This window comes from Duganella callida (assembly GCF_004614165.1).
GTDB classification, from domain to species: domain Bacteria; phylum Pseudomonadota; class Gammaproteobacteria; order Burkholderiales; family Burkholderiaceae_D; genus Rugamonas; species Rugamonas callida.
Genome location: NZ_SPVG01000156.1, coordinates 25,841 through 42,776, shown reverse-complemented (window position 1 = coordinate 42,776; position 16,936 = coordinate 25,841). Strand labels below are relative to the sequence as shown.

Genomic DNA, 16,936 nt, shown 5'->3' with positions numbered 1-16,936 from the left:
ATGCAGCATCGACTGAAACGCTACGCCGCCGGTGCGGTACTGATGCTGGCTGCGGCGTCCGCGCTGGCCGGCCGCATCGAGGAAATCAAGGCGCGCGGCTATGTGCGCATCGGCGTTTCGCTGGGCGGCGAGCCGGTGGGCTTCCGCAACGCCAGCAATCAGCCGGTTGGCTACGACGTGGATGTCGCCACGCAGCTGGCGGCGAAACTGGGCGTGCCGGTGCGCTTTTCCGATGTCTCCAGCGACGCGCGCATCTCCATGCTGATGTCGAAGCAGCTCGATCTGGTGGTGGCCAATGTTTCGATCACGCCGCAACGCTCGCGCGTGGTGGACTTTTCCATCCCCTACAATCAGGCAGGCCTGCGGGTCATCGCGCAAAAGAGCGCGCACGTAAAAACGCTGGCGGACCTGAACGGCAAGCGCGTGGTGGTCGGCCGCGGCACCACGGCGGATACCTTCCTGCGGCAGTCGGCGCCGCAGGCGGTGTTCATCTACACCGACAACTTCGCGCCGGACGGCGTCCTGCTGTTGCAGCAGAAGCGCGCGGACGCCGGCATCGAGGATTCGTCGCTGCTCGATTACCTGGCCAGCAAGAACGATCAACTGGAGACTTTGCCCGCGATGTACGGCAATACGCCGATCGGCATCGCGATGGCCAAGGGCGATCCGGCGCTGTTGAAATTCGTGAACGGATTCGTCTCGGACTACATCCAGTCCGGCGCCTACGCGGCAAATTACCGGAAATGGTGGGGCAGCAAGGCGGTGCCGCCACCACTCACGCCACTCAGCCAGTAAGGCGCGGGACGAAACGCGTCGCCACCAGCACCTGGCCGCAGCCCTGCACCAAGTGCGCCGGGTCGCTCAGAATCCGCACGATCTGCGCCACGTAATCCCGCCTGTCGGCGCCGATCGACGAAATCGGATAGGCATCGAACTGCGTCAGCGAGATGTTGTCGAAGCCGTACAGCCGGAAGCGCTGCGGCCGGTGCTGCGGAAAATGCTGGCGGTGCGCGTCCAGTACGCCCATCGCCATGGCGTCGGAGGTGCAGAATACGGCGCCGGTGGCGTCGACATCGATCTGCCGCGCCAGCGCGCGTCCGCTGGCGTAGGAATAATCGCCGGCCAGCTCCCCCAGCAGCGCGATGCCGTGCCGCGCCAGCGCCGCGCGGTAGTAGCCGATGCGGGCCTGCTCGACCAGCGACATGGTGCGTCCCGTCAGCAGCAGCGCGCTGCGCACGCCCTTGGCCGCCGCGTCGGCCACCGCTGCGCGGATACCCTGATCTTCGTCCATCGTCACCGACGGCGCGCAGGCGTCCTGATGGCCGTTCAGCATCAGCACCGCATTGTTGCGGAACATGCGGCGCACGGTGGCCGCGTCGGCAAAATCGGAAAATACCAGCGCCGCATCGACGTGATAGGCGACGCTGTCGCGCAGCAGCGTTTCCGCATGTTCGCCGTCACCGACACGGATGAAGATCACCTGTTTGCCGATCGCCTGGATTTCCGCCAGCAGCAGGTCGAACAGGTCGAGGTCGGACAGGTCGTGGATGTGGTTGACGAGGATGGCGACCAGGTTCACGGTCTTGCTGGCGAGCCCGCGCGCAAGCGGATTGGGGCGGAAGCCCAAGGTCTCGGCCGCGCGCAGCACCCGTTCGCGCTTGTCCGCGGACACCGGCCTCGGCTGCGCCGACAAGGCGCGCGAGGCAATCGCCCGCGACACACCCGCCAACGCGGCGACGTCGGACAACGTCGGTTCCGGTACAGGTTTCAGGGCGTCGTTCATGGCTGTCATTATACCTTCCCTCGCGTTGTCGCCGACGTTTGATCCAGCGCATGGAAAGTGCTGGTTGAAGAACGCATACTGGCGCCTTTCAAGCGCTTGCGCATCGCCGGGAGCCGATGATGAAAGATAATGACGCCGCGTCCGGCACCGACGCGATCTCTGCCCGCCAGCCGCACCTGATTCAGGTGTGGGACCTGCCCGTCCGCCTGTTCCATTGGCTGATGGTGATCAGTTTCACCGGCGCCTATCTCACCGCCGAGATGGAGGACTGGCGGCTGGTCCATGTGATTTTCGGATACAGCATGGCGGCGCTGGTGGGTTTCCGCCTGCTGTGGGGATGTTTCGGCAGCCGTTATGCGCGATTTTCCAGTTTCGTGCGCGGACCAGGAGCGATTATTGCCTACCTGCGCTCGCTGGCGGCTGGCCGACCGCTCCACTACACGGGCCATAATCCGGCCGGCGGCCTGGCCATCCTGCTGATGTTGCTGCTCACTATCGCCCTCGCGGTCACCGGATGGCTGCTGTACACCGAGCGTGCCGGCGACTGGATGGAGGAGGTCCACGAGTCGCTGGCCAATCTGATGCTGGGGTTGGTGATACTGCACGTGGTCAGCGTCCTCATCTCGAGCTGGCTGCATCACGAGAACCTGGTGCGGGCGATGATCACCGGCCGCAAGCGCGGCCATGACGATTGACCGGAGGCGGTCGCACGAGCGGCTTATTTTTTCACAAAGCGCACCACGAACTTGTCATCGGGGCGGCCGTCCATTTTGAAGAACGGCAGCTCGCGCGGATCATCCTTCACGTGCAGATAGTCGCTGGTGGTGTCGACCACGAACCCGGCCTTGGTCACTTCCGCCACCAGCGTGGCCTGATCGATGCGGTGCAAGGTCTTGGTGTCGCTCAAGCCGCTGCCATCCTTGGCGGCGTTGTCGATTACGACGAAATGCCCGCCCGGCTTCAGCGCGTTGTACAGGCTTTTGTTCATGGCGGCGCGGTCGACGCCGGCGTTGACCAGGTCGTGATAGTTCATGATCAGCGTGATCAGGTCGAACGGCCCGGCCCCGGCCGGAGCGGGATTCTCGAAAGGCGCCACCACCGGATGCAGATTGGCTTGTGGATGGGCGGCCAGACGCTTGTCCAGATTCTCCGATGGTTTGGCGCTTTGCGCCCAGACTTCGCCGCCGGGGCTGACCGCAAGGGCCAGCAATTCGGCGGTCGCGCCGCCGCCAGTGGCCACATCCAGCACCTTCATGCCCGGCCTGACCTGGGCGAACGCCAGGAATTCGGCCGGCTTGCGTTTGGCGTCGTCCTTGCGATCGGCATCGGTGCGGGCCGGATTGGCGATGGCGGCCTGGTACTGGGCGGCGTTGTCCGCGGCGTAGGCCGCCGCACCGAATGCCGTAACACCCGCCAGTGCGAGCATGATTTGGGCGAATTGCTGTTTCATTCAATATCTCCTCAGGTTGGCGCCGCATCGGAGGGCGGCTGCCCGCATCATACTCCGGATCATGAACCTTTTTTGCATTGTCAGGAATATACGGTTCGCGTGGCGCAGGCCCGCTTTCCATCAACTAACCGAGACAATGACATGAAAAAAATCCTACTGAAGGCCATCGCCGTTGCCGGCATCGCCGCCGCAGCCAATGCCTACGCCGTTACCGATCCCGCCAACGACTTCCTCCCGGTCTACACCGGCAGCACCAATGCCGCCTTCGACGTGCTGTCGGCCGATGTCAGCTACAACGCCGCCACCAATGAATTCGTGTTCAGCACCTCCGCGGCCGGCGACATTGCCGGCGTGCCCGGCGCGGCCTATGTCTTCGGGCTGGATGTGGGCGGCGCCACCAACCGGCCGTTCTCCGCGATCGGGCTGCCGGGCGTGGTGTTCAACTCGACCGTGATACTGCGCTCGGACGGCACCGGCAGTATCGGCAGCAATGCGGTTGCCGCCCACATCTCCGGCAAAGATATCACCGCCACCGTGTCCGCCGCGCTGCTGCCCTCCTCCACCGGTCTGGCGTTCAAGGATTACACCTGGACGGTCTGGTCGATCGACAGCCGCGTGGCCGGCACCGGACGGCTGGCCGACTTCGCGCCCGATGTCAACATCCAGGTCGCCTCCGTGCCGGAACCGGAAACATATGCCATGCTGGGCGCCGGTCTGGGCCTTCTCGGTCTGGTCGCGCGCCGCCGCTCCAGGACTAAGCCGGTGTAATCAGACGGCCGATGCGCATGTTGATCGGCCAGGAAAAGGCTCGCCGGGTCTCCGGTAAGCCCCAAAGCCGCGCCGCGTCGTTCGCGAATGTCATCAGCAACGCCTGCTTGCCGGCTTCGCGCGCGCTGCGGAAAGCCGACCAGGTCTGGATGTAGCCCAGGAATTGCGGCAAGTCCCATTCCGCGCGGATCTCGAACGCCGGCGCCTGAAATTCGTCAAACGGAAAGTCGATGGTGGCGTAGCCGCTGTCGACCAGCCTGCGCTCGGGCGGCCAGTATGGGCCGATTTCGTCATCGTAAAATTGCTGGAAACGGGGCCGCAGCACGGGTTCCGGCCTCAGCACGCCATAACTGATCAAGGCCAGTACGGCGCCGGACTTGGCGATCCGACGGGCCTCGCGATAAAACGCCGGCAGGTCGAACCAGTGCGCCGCCTGCGCGACCGTGATCAGGCTGACGCCATGATCGTCCAGTGGCAATTGCTCGGCCGGCGCGCAGCGATAATCGATGCGTTGATCCGGTGCGGCATTGGCGATCTGGTCGGCACTGGGATCGAGGCCGATCACCTGGTCGAAATGCGGCGCCAGCAAGCGGGTCAATTGGCCGTTGCCGCAGCCGACGTCGGCGGCCAGTTGCGCGTCGGGCGCGACAGAGGCGAGGTACGCCGCCAGCTCGGGCGGATATTCGGGCCGGAAGCGCGCATATGCGCTGCCACCCTGGTCAAACCAGTTCTTTTGGCTCATTTGGTCCTCTTGCGTGGTTGCGGATCTTCGCGCTCCAATTGTGCAAATTTGTCGAGATAGCCGCGCAGCTGATCGCCAATCTGCTGTTGCGCCTCGGCTCTGGCCTGGGCTTCTGCCAACAGGATTTCCAGTTCGCGTGCACGCGCTCTGGCGGGTTCGAGCTGGGTATTTGCCTGGGCGAGTTGTTCGGAAAGCAGTTCCACTTCAGCCATCTTACCCGCCAACTGGCGTTCGATGTTGCTGGCATGCACCTGCAAGGACTGCAACTGTTCGACTTTCTGCTCCAGCTTGCGGCCGTGCGTGAGCTGTTCGTACAGCGACTGTTTGGTGTGCGCCAGCTCGGACAGCAGCTTCGCCGCTTCCTGGTTCAGTTTGGTGACCTCACCTTGTTTTGCCGCCGCAGCCAGCTGCTGCTGCCGCAGTTCCGCCTGCACCTGCTGGACCTGTTGCTCATGCCGGCGCTGGTCCTGGTCGCGCTGGTCCTTCACCGACTGGCGATAGTGTTCAAGCGCATTGCGGGCGTGGATGTGCTTTTCTTCCAGAGAGTTGCGGTGTTGTTCGTTTTCGGCCAGGCGGTCCTTCAGGTCGGCCACTTGCTGTTCGGCCGTGTGACGGGCGACAGTCTCCGCCTGGTGTTTGTCGCGGGTCTGGGCGTGGGCGGCGGCTTCCGCGTGCAAGCGGGATTCCAGCGCGGCGGAAGACTCACGCGCGGCATGCAACGCCTGTTCCAACTGCCGCTTCGTCTGCAGGAACTCCTGCTCCCTGAGTGCGAGCGCTTCAAGGGTTTCGGCAACGCGCTGATCGGCCTCCTCCTGCAAGCGGCTGGCGAGACGTTCAACCAGATCCTGCAGCGCATCGCTGATGGTGGCCTTGCGCGCACCGGCCCCCTCCTCTTCCTCCAGTTCCTTCAGATATTTGTGGATGGTGGTCTTGGAACCGGTATTGCCGAGCGCGACCCGAACGGCGTCAACGGAAGGGTATTGTGACTGCGCCAGCAGGCTGTCCCGTGCCTTTTTGACGTCCGATTTATACAGTCCCGTTCTGGCCATTATCGCTCCTCTAATATCGTACTAAATTACATACCACGTAATTATGTACTAAAACTTCTGGGTTGTGTTTGCTATTTGGCCTATTTTCTCTAATGTGATAATGTCAGCTTATCGCATGTGAGCCCTGCTATGACCATAGAACGCTACCTCCACGCTTCCGAACGGGCGAATACCCGGCGCAGTTATCAGGGCGCGGTGCGCCATTTTGAAGTGGAATGGGGCGGATTTTTGCCGGCGACGGCGGACAGCATCGCCAGTTATCTCGCGCATTACGCCGACACGCTGGCCATCAATACGCTGCAGCAGCGCCTGGCGGCGCTGGCGCAATGGCATGCAGACCAGGGTTTTGCCGATCCCACCAAGTCGCCGCTGGTGCGCAAGGTGCTCAAGGGGATCAGGACGCTGCATCCCGCGCAGGAAAAGCAGGCGCGTCCGCTCCAACTGGAGCAGTTGCGTGCGGTGGTGAATTGGCTCGATGCGGCAGCGGCAGGTGCGGAACCGGCCGCAAAGCTGCGCCACCTTCGCGACAAAGCCTTGTTGCTATTGGGTTTCTGGCGCGGATTTCGCGGCGATGAGCTGACGCGGTTGCGTGTCGAGCATGTCCAGGCGGTTGCCGGTAAAGGCATGACCTGCTTCCTGCCCTATTCCAAGGGCGATCGACAGGCCCGCGGCAAAACCTTCAAGGCGCCGGCACTGGCCAGCCTCTGCCCCGTCGATGCTTATCTGGACTGGGTCGGGGCGGCGGGGTTGCGGGATGGTCCCGTGTTTCGCGGCGTGGACCGCTGGGGCAATGTCAGCCCGGTCGGGTTGCACATCAACAGCCTGGTGCCGTTGCTGCGCGCCGTGTTCAGCGCCGCAGCGGTGCCGTTCGCCGATGAATACAGCAGCCATTCGCTGCGGCGCGGCTTCGCCAACTGGGCCAGTTCCAGCGGCTGGGATTTGAAAACCTTGATGGAGTACGTCGGCTGGCGCGACGTCCACTCCGCCATGCGCTACGTGGAAGCGGCCGACCCGTTCAAATCCCTGCCGGCGATCTGATTCAGCTGACCAGCGCCCGCGCCTCGGCGACCTGGCCGCGGTAGGCGTCGAAGATCTTCTTCAGCGCGTCGGCCATGCTGGTGGTCGGTTTCCAGCCCAGTTCTTCGCAGGTGTTGGTGATCTTCGGCACGCGGTTCTTGACGTCCTGGTAGCCGTCGCCGTAGTAGGCGCCCGAGGTGGTCTCGACGATCCTGACCTTGGCGGCGCCATCGGCGTACTCGGGATATTGCGGCGCCAGCGCCATCATCATGTCGGCCAGTTCGCGGATCGAGTAATTGTTGACCGGGTTGCCGATGTTGTAGATCTTGCCGGTGGCGGCGCCGTTCTTGTTTTCGATGATCTTCATCAGCGCGTCGATGCCGTCGTCGATGTCGGTGAAGGCGCGCTTCTGGTGGCCGCCGTCCACCAGCGAGATGTTCTCGCCGCGCACGATATGGCCGAAGAACTGCGTCACCACGCGCGAGGAACCCTCCTTCGGCGTGTGGATCGAATCCAGGCCGGCGCCGATCCAGTTGAATGGACGGAACAGGGTGAAGTTCAGGCCTTCCATGCCGTAGCCCCAGATCACGCGGTCCATCAGCTGCTTGGCGTTGGAATAGATCCAGCGCGGCTTGTTGATCGGGCCGCAGATCAGTTCCGAGTTTTCCGGATCGAACTCTTCATCGTGGCACATGCCGTACACTTCCGAGGTCGACGGGAACACCAGGTGCTTGCCGTATTTGGCGGCCGAGCGCACGATCGGCAGGTTGGCCTCGAAGTCCAGTTCGAACACGCGCAACGGCGCCTTGACGTAGGTCGACGGCGTGGCGATGGCCACCAGCGGCAGGATCACATCGCACTTCTTGACGTGGTACTCGACCCACTCCTTGTTGACGGTGATGTCGCCTTCGAAGAAGTGCATGCGCTCGTGCGCCAGCAGATCGCTGATGCGATCGGTGTTCATGTCCATACCGTACACATGCCAGTCCGTGGTGGCGAGAATGCGCTTGGACAGGTGATGGCCGATAAAGCCGTTGACGCCGAGGATGAGGACTTTCTTCATGAATGCACCGGATAGCTGTTAAGTCAAACCGGCGATGGTGCCACGGCTTTCATTAAAGGCGCATTAAAATTCAGCGGCTCGAAACCAGCACCACCCGCTCATTTCTGGCCCGCACCCGCATCGGCAGTCCATCGGCACGCAGCGTCTCATACAGGTCGGCCCGGATGATCGCAAACTGGGGGCTGCCGTTCGCCGCCGCTCGACGCCACAACTGCGAGAATGCCGACAATGAGGCGATGCCGCGCTCCGGTTCCCGCGTCAGACCGAAGCCCAGTTCGTCGGTATATGCCACAGGGATGACGGTATGCCCCAGGTAGAAGGTCAGCGACTGTTCGTACGCACCGACTGAATACACGGGCGTATCGGCAGCCAGCTCTGGCCGTACCTCCAGCGCCAGATCGAGGCCGGCCTGGCGCCTGCCGAGAGGTTCGTAGGACGCCATGGCGAACTGGGTCATGGCCCACGCACCTGCCGCGACCACCAGCACCATCGCAGCGCGCCTGCCCTGCCTTACCATCAGCCAGCCGGCCAGTCCGCCGACCACCGCGACGCCGCACGCCGCCATCAGCAAACGCCCATCCAGCGGCGACGCGGGCACAGTGGCCATGCCGGCTGCACCGGCGGCCGCAAGCAGCATGGGCGGTGCACATGCCAGGCGCGTGGATGCCTGCTCGAGACAAAGGCCAGCCAGCAAAGCCAATGCCGGGAACACCGGCAGCATGTAGCCTGGCAGCTTGGAACTCGAATAACTGAAAAAGAACAGGATAAACAGCACCCAGATCAGCAGCAGCATCCGGGGCTGAAACTGGCCCTGCACGCGCCGCCGCGCAGCTATCAATCCCGCCGGCAGCAGCGGCAGCCAGGGCATCGTCGCCGGCGCCAGCAACACCAGGAAGTAATACCATGGCCCCTCGCGATGGTGGGTCTTGAGGAAGAACCGGTCCCAATGCTCATGTATGAAAAAGAACTGCGGCTGTTCGGGGTTGCGCGCCGCGACCAGCAAGAACCATGGCAGTGCAATCGCCAGGAACAGCGCGCCGCCAGTCCAGGGGTGCAGACGACGTGCTATCGCGCGGTCGCCGGACAGCAGCGCATACAGAACCAGTACCGCGCCGGGCAGCGCAAGGCCGATCAGGCCCTTGGCCAGCAGCGACAGCGCCATGCCCGCCCAGCAGGCCAGCATCCAGTTGCGGCGTTGCGCGGGAGCCGCATCATCCCGCTGGGCGAGCAGCAGTGCGCACAGCGATATGCACATGGTCGCGGCCACGCCGATGTCGAGCGTGTTGAATTGCGAGCCGGCCGACCAGAACACCATGGAAGCGAGGATTGCCGCCGCATACAACCCCGCCGTGCGCGAGAAGACGCGGCTGCCGGTGTAGCCGACCAACAGCACCCCGGCAATGCCGCAGACGCCGTTCCACAAGCGCGCCTGCCATTCACCGACGCCGAATGCCGCGAACGACAAGGCGCTCATCCAGGTATGCAGGGGTGGCTTTTCAAAGTATTTGATGCCGTTCAGCCGCGTGGTGATCCAGTCGCCGCTGAAAAACATTTCGCGGGCCATCTCGGCATAACGGCCTTCATCGGGCGGCACCAGGGTGCGGACATGCAGGACAAGCAGGGAAGCGAGGATGAAAACGGCGATCAGCGTGTAGCGGCAGGTCCTGGACATAAAGGCGCGGTGAAGGAAGAACCGGCGCAGTCTATGCCTTCCTACATTAACGCCGCATTAAAACAGCACCGTGACGATGAATCCCCGGCCTTGTTCGCCCTCGCCCAGCCGGACCACCGCATGGTGCCGGTCGGCGATGCTGCGGACGATGGACAGGCCCAGCCCGGAACCCCAGGCTTCATTGCCGTCCGGGCGGAAGAAGCGGTCGAACAAGCGTTCGCGGTGTTCTGGCGCGACGCCCGGGCCATTGTCGCGCACCTGCACATAGATGCGGCCATCCTCCCTGCCGGCCAGCAGATCGACCCGACCTCCCGCCTGGATATAACGCAGCGCATTGTCCACCAGGTTGTTCAGCATGACGCGCATGCCGTCGCCGTCCGCGTGCAGCACAATGGCTTGCGCGCTTTCCACCCCGAGGTCGATGCCGCGGCTGTCGGCCAGGGCGGAATGATCGGCCACCACGCTTCCCAGCAGCTCATTGAGGTCGATCGGCTTCCATTGCGCCGGCCCCGTGCCCGACTCCTGACGCGCGAGGCTGAGCAGCTGATGCACCAGGTGGCTGCCCCGATCCAGCCGTTCGTGCAGTCTGGCCAGCGCCAGCGCGCGCGCCTCGGCGCCGTCGGCCCGCTCGACCAGTTGCAGCTGCAGCTTGAGCGCCGTCAGCGGCGAGCGCAATTCATGGGCCGCGTCGGCGATAAAGGTGCGCTGAGCCGCCATGGCTTCCTCGAACTTGTCCATCAGGCCATTCAGCGCTTCCACCACCGGACGCAGATCCGGAGCAGTCGCCTCGGGATCGAGCGGGCGCAGTGCGGTGGGCGATTGCCCCGCCACCGCCTGCTCCAGACGCAGCAGCGGCCGCAGCGCGCGTCGCACGATCAGCATCACCAAGCCGGAAAACAGCACGGCGATCAGCAGCAACGGCGCGCCGGCGCGCAAGGCCATGTGCGCCGCCAGAACATGGCGCGCGTCATGCGGCTGGCTCACCTGCGTGTAGCGTCCCGCCGCGCTGGTGCCGTAGATGCGCCAGACGGCGCCATTCACCTGCGCATCCCGGTAGCCCTGTGCGTCATACCGCGGCAGATGCGGCAAATCCGGCGCGGCGGCCTCGTAGCGCCGCTCGCCGCTGGCGTCCCACGTCTGCAGCACAAACGCTTCCTCCGGATCGTGGCTGCCCTTGACCTCTCCCGGCTGGGCGCCGGCGAGCTGACGCAGTTGCAGGTCGGCCAGCTCCTTGGTCTCGGTCAGCAGCGAGCGATACAGCATGGCGCCGGCGCCCACCACGCAGGCCAGCGTGGCGCCCAGCAAACCGATCATCAATTGCTGGCGGATGGTCCTCACGACGTGGCCGCCACTTTGTAGCCGACCCCGCGCACCGTCGTGATGAAATCGGTGCCGAATTTTTTGCGCAAGCGGTGCACATAAACGTCCACCGTGTTGCTTTCGATCTCGGCGTTCCAGCCATAGAGCTTTTCCTCCAGCTGGCGTTTCGATACCACACCGCCCGGATTGTCCAGCAAGGCGCGCAGAATGGAAAACTCGCGCGCCGAGAGCTTGACCGGCTGGCCCTCGAAGCGCACCTCGTGACTGGCCAGGTCCAGTGTCAGGGGGCCGTGAGATATGAAAGACTGCGTCCGGGCCACACGCCGGCGCAGCAGGGCGCGGATGCGCGCCAGCAGTTCTTCCAGGTCGAAGGGCTTGACCAGATAATCGTCGGCGCCGCTGTCCAGGCCTTCGACCCTGGCCGCGATGCCGTCGCGGGCCGTGATGATCAGCACCGGCAAGTCCTGGCCGCGCGCGCGCAGCGTGCGCAGCACGTCCATGCCCTGCTTGCGCGGCAGACCCAGATCCAGCAACAGCAGGTCGTAATTGACGCTGCTCAGCGCCAGATCGGCGGCGTGGCCGTCGCGCACGCGGTCGACCGCGTAGTTCTCGCCACGCAGGCCGTCCTCGATGCTTTCGCCTATCATCGGGTCGTCTTCCACCAGCAACAGCCGCATTACATGCTCTCCTGAACAAAGTAGCGCAATTATACGGGCTGGCGGGTATCCCGGTTATACCCTCTCGATGATCAATGCAATGCCCTGGCCCACGCCGATGCACATGGTGCACAGCGCATAGCGGCCGCCGCAGCGCTGCAACTGGTAAGCCGCGGTGGTGACCAGGCGCGCGCCGCTCATGCCCAGCGGATGCCCCAGCGCGATGGCGCCGCCGTTCGGATTCACACGCGGATCGTCGTCGCGCAGACCGAGTTCGCGCAGCACGGCCAACCCTTGCGCGGCGAAGGCTTCATTCAGTTCGATCAGATCCATTTGCTCCAGCGTCAGGCCGGTCTGGCGCAGCAGCTTGCGCACCGCCGGCACCGGGCCGATGCCCATCACACGTGGCGCTACGCCGGCCGTCGCCATGCCGACCACGCGGGCCAACGGCTTCAGCCCGTGGCGGCTGGCCGCGTCACCGTTGGCAATCAGCAGTGCGCAAGCGCCATCGTTGATGCCGGAGGCATTGCCGGCGGTGACCGTGCCGTCGGCGCGCACTACGCCTTTCAGCCTGGCCAGCGCTTCCAGCGAGGTCGCGCGCGGATGCTCATCTTGCGCGAACAGCGGCGGTTCGCCGGGCGTCTTGGCGCGGCGGTTCTGCGGAAGCTCGACCGGCACGATCTCCTGCGTGAAGATGCCGTGCGCAATCGCCGCCGCAGCCTTGTTCTGGCTCGCCAGCGCGAACGCATCCTGATCCGCGCGGCTGATCCGGTAGTCCTGCGCCACGTTTTCGGCCGTCTCCGGCATGGTGTCGGTGCCGTAGGCTGCCTGCAGTGCAGCGTTTACGAAGCGCCAGCCCATGGTGGTGTCTTCGATTTTCGCCGCGCGAGAAAATGCGCTGTCGGCTTTGCCCATGACGTAGGGCGCGCGGGTCATCGACTCCACGCCGCCGGCGATGATCAATTCGGCCTGGCCAGCCTGAATCGCGCGCGCCGCCGTGCCCACCGCATCCATGCCGGAGCCGCACAGGCGGTTGATGGTGGTGCCGGGCACCTCCTGCGGCAGACCGGCCAGCAGCAGCGACATGCGCGCCACGTTGCGGTTGTCTTCGCCGGCCTGATTGGCGCAGCCGTAGATCACATCGTCCACCTGGTTCCACTGAACGCCGGGATTGCGCTCCATCAGCGCGCGCAGCGGTACCGCGCCCAGGTCGTCCGCGCGGATGTCTTTCAGCGCGCCGCCATAGCGGCCGATCGGCGTGCGGATGGCGTCACAGATAAATGCGTCCTTCATGGTGCGTTTCCTTTGATTAGAGGCGCCGCGGTCGCGGCCTGCAGTTCGTCGAACGTGAGGCCGGGTGCCATTTCGCGTACGGCCAGGCCATCGCGTGTCACGTCCAGCACGGCCATGTCGGTATAAATGCGGCTGACGCACGCCATCGCCGTGAGCGGATAGGTACACGCTTCGACGATCTTGCTTTCGCCGGTCTTGGTCTGATGTTCCATCATCACGAACACCTGCTTGGCGCCCAGCGCCAGGTCCATGGCGCCGCCGACGGCCGGTATCGCATCCGGCGCGCCCGTATGCCAGTTGGCCAGATCGCCAGCGGACGACACCTGAAAGGCGCCCAGCACGCACACATCCAGATGACCGCCGCGCATCATCGCGAACGAATCGGCATGATGGAAGAAGGCGCCGCCGGTCAGCAGCGTTACCGGCTGCTTGCCGGCGTTGATCAGGTCTTCATCTTCCTCGCCGGGCGCCGGCGCCGGCCCCATGCCCAGCAGGCCGTTCTCGCTGTGCAGAAATACCTCGCGGTCGGCTGGCAGATAGTTGGCAACCTTGGTCGGCAGGCCGATGCCCAGATTGACGTAGGCGCCTTCGGGAATGTCCTGCGCCACGCGCGCGGCCATCTGCTCGCGGCTGTAACGGTTACTCATGCTGCCTCCCTCACCACGCGCTGTACGAAAATGCCAGGCGTGACGATCGCTTCCGGATCGAGTTCGCCCAGCGCCACCACCTGCTGCACCTGTGCGATGGTGGTCCTGGCGGCCATGGCCATGATGGGGCCGAAGTTGCGCGCCGTCTTGCGGTAGACCAGATTGCCCCATCGGTCGCCGCGCAGTGCCTTGATCAGCGCGAAATCGGCATGGATGGGCGATTCCAGCACGTAGTGGCGGCCGTCGATCAGGCGCGTCTCCTTGCCCTCGGCCAGCTGCGTGCCGTAACCGGTCGGCGTGAAGAAGCCGCCGATGCCGGCGCCGGCGGCGCGGATGCGCTCCGCCAGATTCCCTTGTGGCGTCAGTTCCAGTTCAATCTCGCCGGCGCGGTACAGCGCATCGAAATGATGCGAATCGGCCTGGCGCGGAAACGAACAGATGATCTTGCGCACGCGCCTCGCCTTGAGCAGCGCCGCCAGCCCGGTTTCGCCATTGCCGGCGTTGTTGTTGACGATGGTGAGGTCGCGCGCGCCCTGCGCGATCAGGGCGTCGATCAGCGCGGACGGCATGCCGGCGTTGCCGAAGCCGCCGATCATGACGGTGGCGCCGTCGTGGATGTCGGCCACCGCCCGCTCCAGCGTAGCATAAGTTTTGTCTATCATGGTTGCCCTTCAAATTGTGCGATAATCGAACATGTAATTGATTATCGAACGCTCAGTGTAGGCCGCGCACCCTCACGGGTCAAGCAAAACCGACTAAAATCACGCCATGTCCAAAATTACAAGCCACCCCGTCGGGGAGCCGGAACGCGCGCCCACCATCTCCGAACAGATCGACGCCCTGACCGATCCAAGCTTCATGACCTCGCTCGCGCGCGGCCTGGCCGTGCTGCAGGCGTTCAGCGATGCGCGCCAGCCGCAGACCATCGCCGGCATCAGCCAGAAGACCGGCATCCCGCGCGCGGCGGTGCGCCGCTGCCTGCACACCCTGCGCGAACTGGGCTACGTTGACGCCGAACTGAATAACTTCTCGCTGCGGCCCAAGGTCCTGACCCTGGGCTACTCCTACCTTTCTTCGACGCCGCTGACCGTGTCGGCCCAGCCTTATCTGAACAACATCAGTCGCGCGCTCAACGAATCGAGCTCGCTGGCGGTGCTGGAAGAAGACGAGGTGCTGTACGTGGCCCGCTCCGCCACCTCCCGTGTGATGTCGGTGGCGTTGAACACCGGCAGTCGCCTGCCGGCCTACTGCACGTCGCTGGGCCGCGTGATGCTGTCGCACCTGCCGGATGCCGAACTGGATGCCTACCTGGCCCGCGTCAGCCTGCGCCCGATGACGCCGAATACCATCGTCGACAAGCAGCGGCTGCACGAGGTGCTGCGGCAGGTGCGCCGTGACGGCTACGCCATCAACGACGAGGAACTGGAAATCGGCCTGCGCTCGATCGCGGTACCGGTGCGTGGCGCCTCCGGCGCGGTGGTGGCCGCGCTCAACGTCGGCACCCAGGCCGCGCGCATCAGTGTCGAACGGCTGCGTGACGAGTTCCTTCCCGTACTGCAACGCAGCGCGCAGGAATTGGCCGTTCTGCTGCCCTGATGCACATCGCGGCCGGAATGCAATGCTTTTATTTGCGTCGCTTTTGTGTCATCACCAACCCCGCCATCTGAATAATTTGCGATGATGTAGTTTGCATATTGCTATCTATGCAAACTTCTGCGAGGGTGGCATGACACGCTTCAATACCCGGAAAATGACCATGCTGGTGCAGGATCCGCACGTGCGGATCGCCGGCAGGCTGGTATTTGAGCAGGTCGAGTTGGCCTACGAAGACCTGGCGCCGGGGCCGGTCGGCTACCGCGTCAAGGTGGCCGACTTCGACGCCAGCGCCGAGGTGCTCTACTCGCCGTTCCAGCCGCCGCCCGACACCGCCGGCGTGCCGCGAGACCGCTATGCCTACAGCGGCGCCGACAACGATGCGCGCGCCAGAAAGGCGTGGGAAAACAGCCTGCTCGCCGATCCCGCTTTCCATGCGCAGAACGTCTACGCCATCGTCATGCGCACGCTGGGCATCTTCGAGTTCGCGCTGGGCCGCCGCGTGGCCTGGGGCTTCGAGGGCCATCAGTTGCACGTGGCGCCGCACGCCTTCATGGAGGCCAACGCCTTCTATTCGGAGCGCGACAAGGCGCTGTTCTTCGGCTACTTCGATTCGCACAAAACCCGACGCCGCGTGTTCACCTGTCTGTCCCACGATATCGTCGCGCACGAGACCACGCACGCGCTGCTGGATGGCGTCCGCGATAGCTACTCGACGCCCTCCACGCCCGATCAGGCGGCGTTTCACGAAGGCTTTGCCGATGTGGTTGCGCTGCTGTCGGTATTTTCGCTGCCCAAGGCGGTGGAACTGGCGCTGACCGGTGGCCGTCCGGTGCGGACCGACAACCGGATACGGCTGATCCCCGCCGCCCGCGTCGGCCAGGACGCCATCCTCGATTCCATGCTGCTTGGCCTGGGCAAGGAATTCGGTGCCAGCATGGATGAGGAAGGCGCGCGGGCCGATTGTCTGCGCCGCTCGGCACGCATTGCGCCGGACCCCGGTCTGCTGCAGTCCGACGCTTATCAGGATGCGCACGCGCGCGGCGAACTGTTTGCGGCCGCCATGCTGCGCGGCTTTGTCGCCATGTGGTGCGGCCGCATCGCTGCACTCGGTACTTTCCCGCGCCGCAGCTACAACCTTGACATGGTGATCGATGAAGGGGCGCGCGCCGCCTCGCATCTGCTGACCATGGCGATACGCGCGCTCGACTACTGCCCGCCGGTGGACCTGACGTTCAGCGCCTATCTGGCCGGGCTGCTGACCGCCGACGCCGAAGTGGCGCCGGACGACACGCGCTACGCCTACCGCCAGCTGCTGAAGGACAGCTTCGCCGGTTACGGCATCCGGCCGCCATCCCGGGGCACGGATGCGGCCAGCGGCTGCTGGCTGCCGTTCAGCCAGGACGCCGCCATTGTCTACCAGCGCAACCATGCCGACAGCATGTTGTACGACAAAGAGGAAGTGTTCCGCTTCATCTGGGAGAACCGCCGCGTGCTCAGGATCGACGAACGCGGCTACCTGCGCGTCCGCTCGGTCCAGCCCAGCGTGCGCCAGGGGCCGGACGGCTTTTTCCTGCGCGAGACCATCTGCGAGTATGTACAGGTGTTCGAGATCTTCGGCGCCGAAGCCAGGTCCAGCATCGGCATCGAGCGGCCCGCCGGCATGCCGCCGACCCAGCCGATTACCGCCTATGGCGGCGGCATCATTGTGCTCGACCAGTTCGGCCGCATCAAATACCACATCGAACACCGGTTGGACGACGCCGAGCGCCAGTCCGCGCGGCTCGATTATCTGTGGCGCAGCGGTCAGCTGGGCACAGCTCCCGACGCGCGCAACCAGTTTGCGGACATCCACCGCAAGCGCGCGATGATGTAGGAGACTC

Annotated in this window: 17 protein-coding genes; 6 read left to right on the top strand and 11 right to left on the bottom strand. The window is 64.5% G+C overall.

Features of this window, described 5'->3' with window-relative positions; all coding sequences use genetic code 11:
• Positions 1–795, top strand: coding sequence for a transporter substrate-binding domain-containing protein (locus tag E4L98_RS15360; RefSeq protein ID WP_135202430.1), 795 nt, complete (start codon positions 1–3; stop codon positions 793–795).
• On the opposite strand, the gene E4L98_RS15355 is transcribed toward E4L98_RS15360, so the two are convergent.
• Positions 785–1,792, bottom strand: coding sequence for a LacI family DNA-binding transcriptional regulator (locus E4L98_RS15355; protein WP_205746737.1), 1,008 nt, complete (start codon positions 1,790–1,792; stop codon positions 785–787). The genes E4L98_RS15360 and E4L98_RS15355 overlap by 11 nt on opposite strands.
• Before the next feature lie 107 nt (positions 1,793–1,899).
• Between E4L98_RS15355 and E4L98_RS15350 the strand changes: the two genes are divergently transcribed.
• Positions 1,900–2,478: a cytochrome b/b6 domain-containing protein gene (locus E4L98_RS15350; protein WP_135202429.1), complete on the top strand. Its 579-nt coding sequence runs from the start codon at positions 1,900–1,902 to the stop codon at positions 2,476–2,478.
• Positions 2,479–2,501: 23 nt separating this feature from the next.
• On the opposite strand, the gene E4L98_RS15345 is transcribed toward E4L98_RS15350, so the two are convergent.
• The gene (locus tag E4L98_RS15345) at positions 2,502–3,233 is read right to left on the bottom strand and encodes a class I SAM-dependent methyltransferase (protein WP_135202428.1); all 732 of its coding nucleotides are present in this window, start codon (positions 3,231–3,233) and stop codon (positions 2,502–2,504) included.
• Positions 3,234–3,374: 141 nt separating this feature from the next.
• Between E4L98_RS15345 and E4L98_RS30720 the strand changes: the two genes are divergently transcribed.
• Entirely contained in the window at positions 3,375–4,001 is a 627-nt protein-coding gene (locus tag E4L98_RS30720) for a PEP-CTERM sorting domain-containing protein (protein WP_135202427.1), read from the top strand.
• On the opposite strand, the gene E4L98_RS15335 is transcribed toward E4L98_RS30720, so the two are convergent.
• Together E4L98_RS15335 and E4L98_RS15330 are read right to left on the bottom strand one after the other, a co-directional pair.
• On the bottom strand, positions 3,988–4,743 hold the full coding sequence (locus tag E4L98_RS15335; protein WP_135202426.1) for a class I SAM-dependent methyltransferase: 756 nt from the start codon (positions 4,741–4,743) through the stop codon (positions 3,988–3,990). The two genes, E4L98_RS30720 and E4L98_RS15335, sit on opposite strands and share 14 nt — an antisense overlap.
• Positions 4,740–5,792 (bottom strand): DNA-binding protein, encoded by a 1,053-nt coding sequence (locus tag E4L98_RS15330; RefSeq protein ID WP_135202425.1) that lies wholly within the window; start codon positions 5,790–5,792, stop codon positions 4,740–4,742. The genes E4L98_RS15335 and E4L98_RS15330 overlap by 4 nt, the downstream gene beginning before the upstream one ends.
• Positions 5,793–5,921: 129 nt before the next feature.
• On the opposite strand from E4L98_RS15330, the gene E4L98_RS15325 reads away from it, so the two are divergent.
• Positions 5,922–6,830: a site-specific integrase gene (locus E4L98_RS15325; protein WP_135202424.1), complete on the top strand. Its 909-nt coding sequence runs from the start codon at positions 5,922–5,924 to the stop codon at positions 6,828–6,830.
• A gap of 1 nt (position 6,831) precedes the next feature.
• Here E4L98_RS15325 and E4L98_RS15320 read toward each other — a convergent pair whose 3' ends face one another.
• The 7 genes from E4L98_RS15320 to E4L98_RS15290 form a co-directional block, all read right to left on the bottom strand.
• Entirely contained in the window at positions 6,832–7,872 is a 1,041-nt protein-coding gene (locus E4L98_RS15320) for a bifunctional UDP-4-keto-pentose/UDP-xylose synthase (protein WP_135202423.1), read from the bottom strand.
• Positions 7,873–7,942: 70 nt separating this feature from the next.
• On the bottom strand, positions 7,943–9,544 hold the full coding sequence (locus E4L98_RS15315) for a glycosyltransferase family 39 protein (RefSeq protein WP_135202422.1): 1,602 nt from the start codon (positions 9,542–9,544) through the stop codon (positions 7,943–7,945).
• A gap of 57 nt (positions 9,545–9,601) precedes the next feature.
• On the bottom strand, positions 9,602–10,882 hold the full coding sequence (locus tag E4L98_RS15310; RefSeq protein ID WP_135202421.1) for an ATP-binding protein: 1,281 nt from the start codon (positions 10,880–10,882) through the stop codon (positions 9,602–9,604).
• Entirely contained in the window at positions 10,879–11,541 is a 663-nt protein-coding gene (locus tag E4L98_RS15305; RefSeq protein ID WP_135202420.1) for a response regulator, read from the bottom strand. Before E4L98_RS15305 ends, E4L98_RS15310 begins: the two co-directional genes overlap by 4 nt.
• A gap of 54 nt (positions 11,542–11,595) precedes the next feature.
• Complete coding sequence (gene pcaF, locus E4L98_RS15300) at positions 11,596–12,813, bottom strand: 3-oxoadipyl-CoA thiolase (RefSeq protein ID WP_135202419.1); 1,218 nt, start codon at positions 12,811–12,813, stop codon at positions 11,596–11,598.
• Complete coding sequence (locus tag E4L98_RS15295; RefSeq protein ID WP_135202418.1) at positions 12,810–13,460, bottom strand: CoA transferase subunit B; 651 nt, start codon at positions 13,458–13,460, stop codon at positions 12,810–12,812. Before E4L98_RS15295 ends, pcaF begins: the two co-directional genes overlap by 4 nt.
• Positions 13,457–14,122, bottom strand: a complete 666-nt coding sequence (locus tag E4L98_RS15290; RefSeq protein ID WP_135202417.1) for a 3-oxoacid CoA-transferase subunit A — start codon at positions 14,120–14,122, stop codon at positions 13,457–13,459. Before E4L98_RS15290 ends, E4L98_RS15295 begins: the two co-directional genes overlap by 4 nt.
• A gap of 106 nt (positions 14,123–14,228) precedes the next feature.
• Between E4L98_RS15290 and E4L98_RS15285 the strand changes: the two genes are divergently transcribed.
• A complete protein-coding gene (locus E4L98_RS15285; RefSeq protein ID WP_135202416.1) occupies positions 14,229–15,056 on the top strand; it encodes an IclR family transcriptional regulator domain-containing protein in 828 nt (275 codons plus the stop codon).
• Between the two features lie 130 nt (positions 15,057–15,186).
• Entirely contained in the window at positions 15,187–16,929 is a 1,743-nt protein-coding gene (locus E4L98_RS15280; protein ID WP_135202415.1) for a gluzincin family metallopeptidase, read from the top strand.
• Positions 16,930–16,936: the final 7 nt, after the last annotated feature.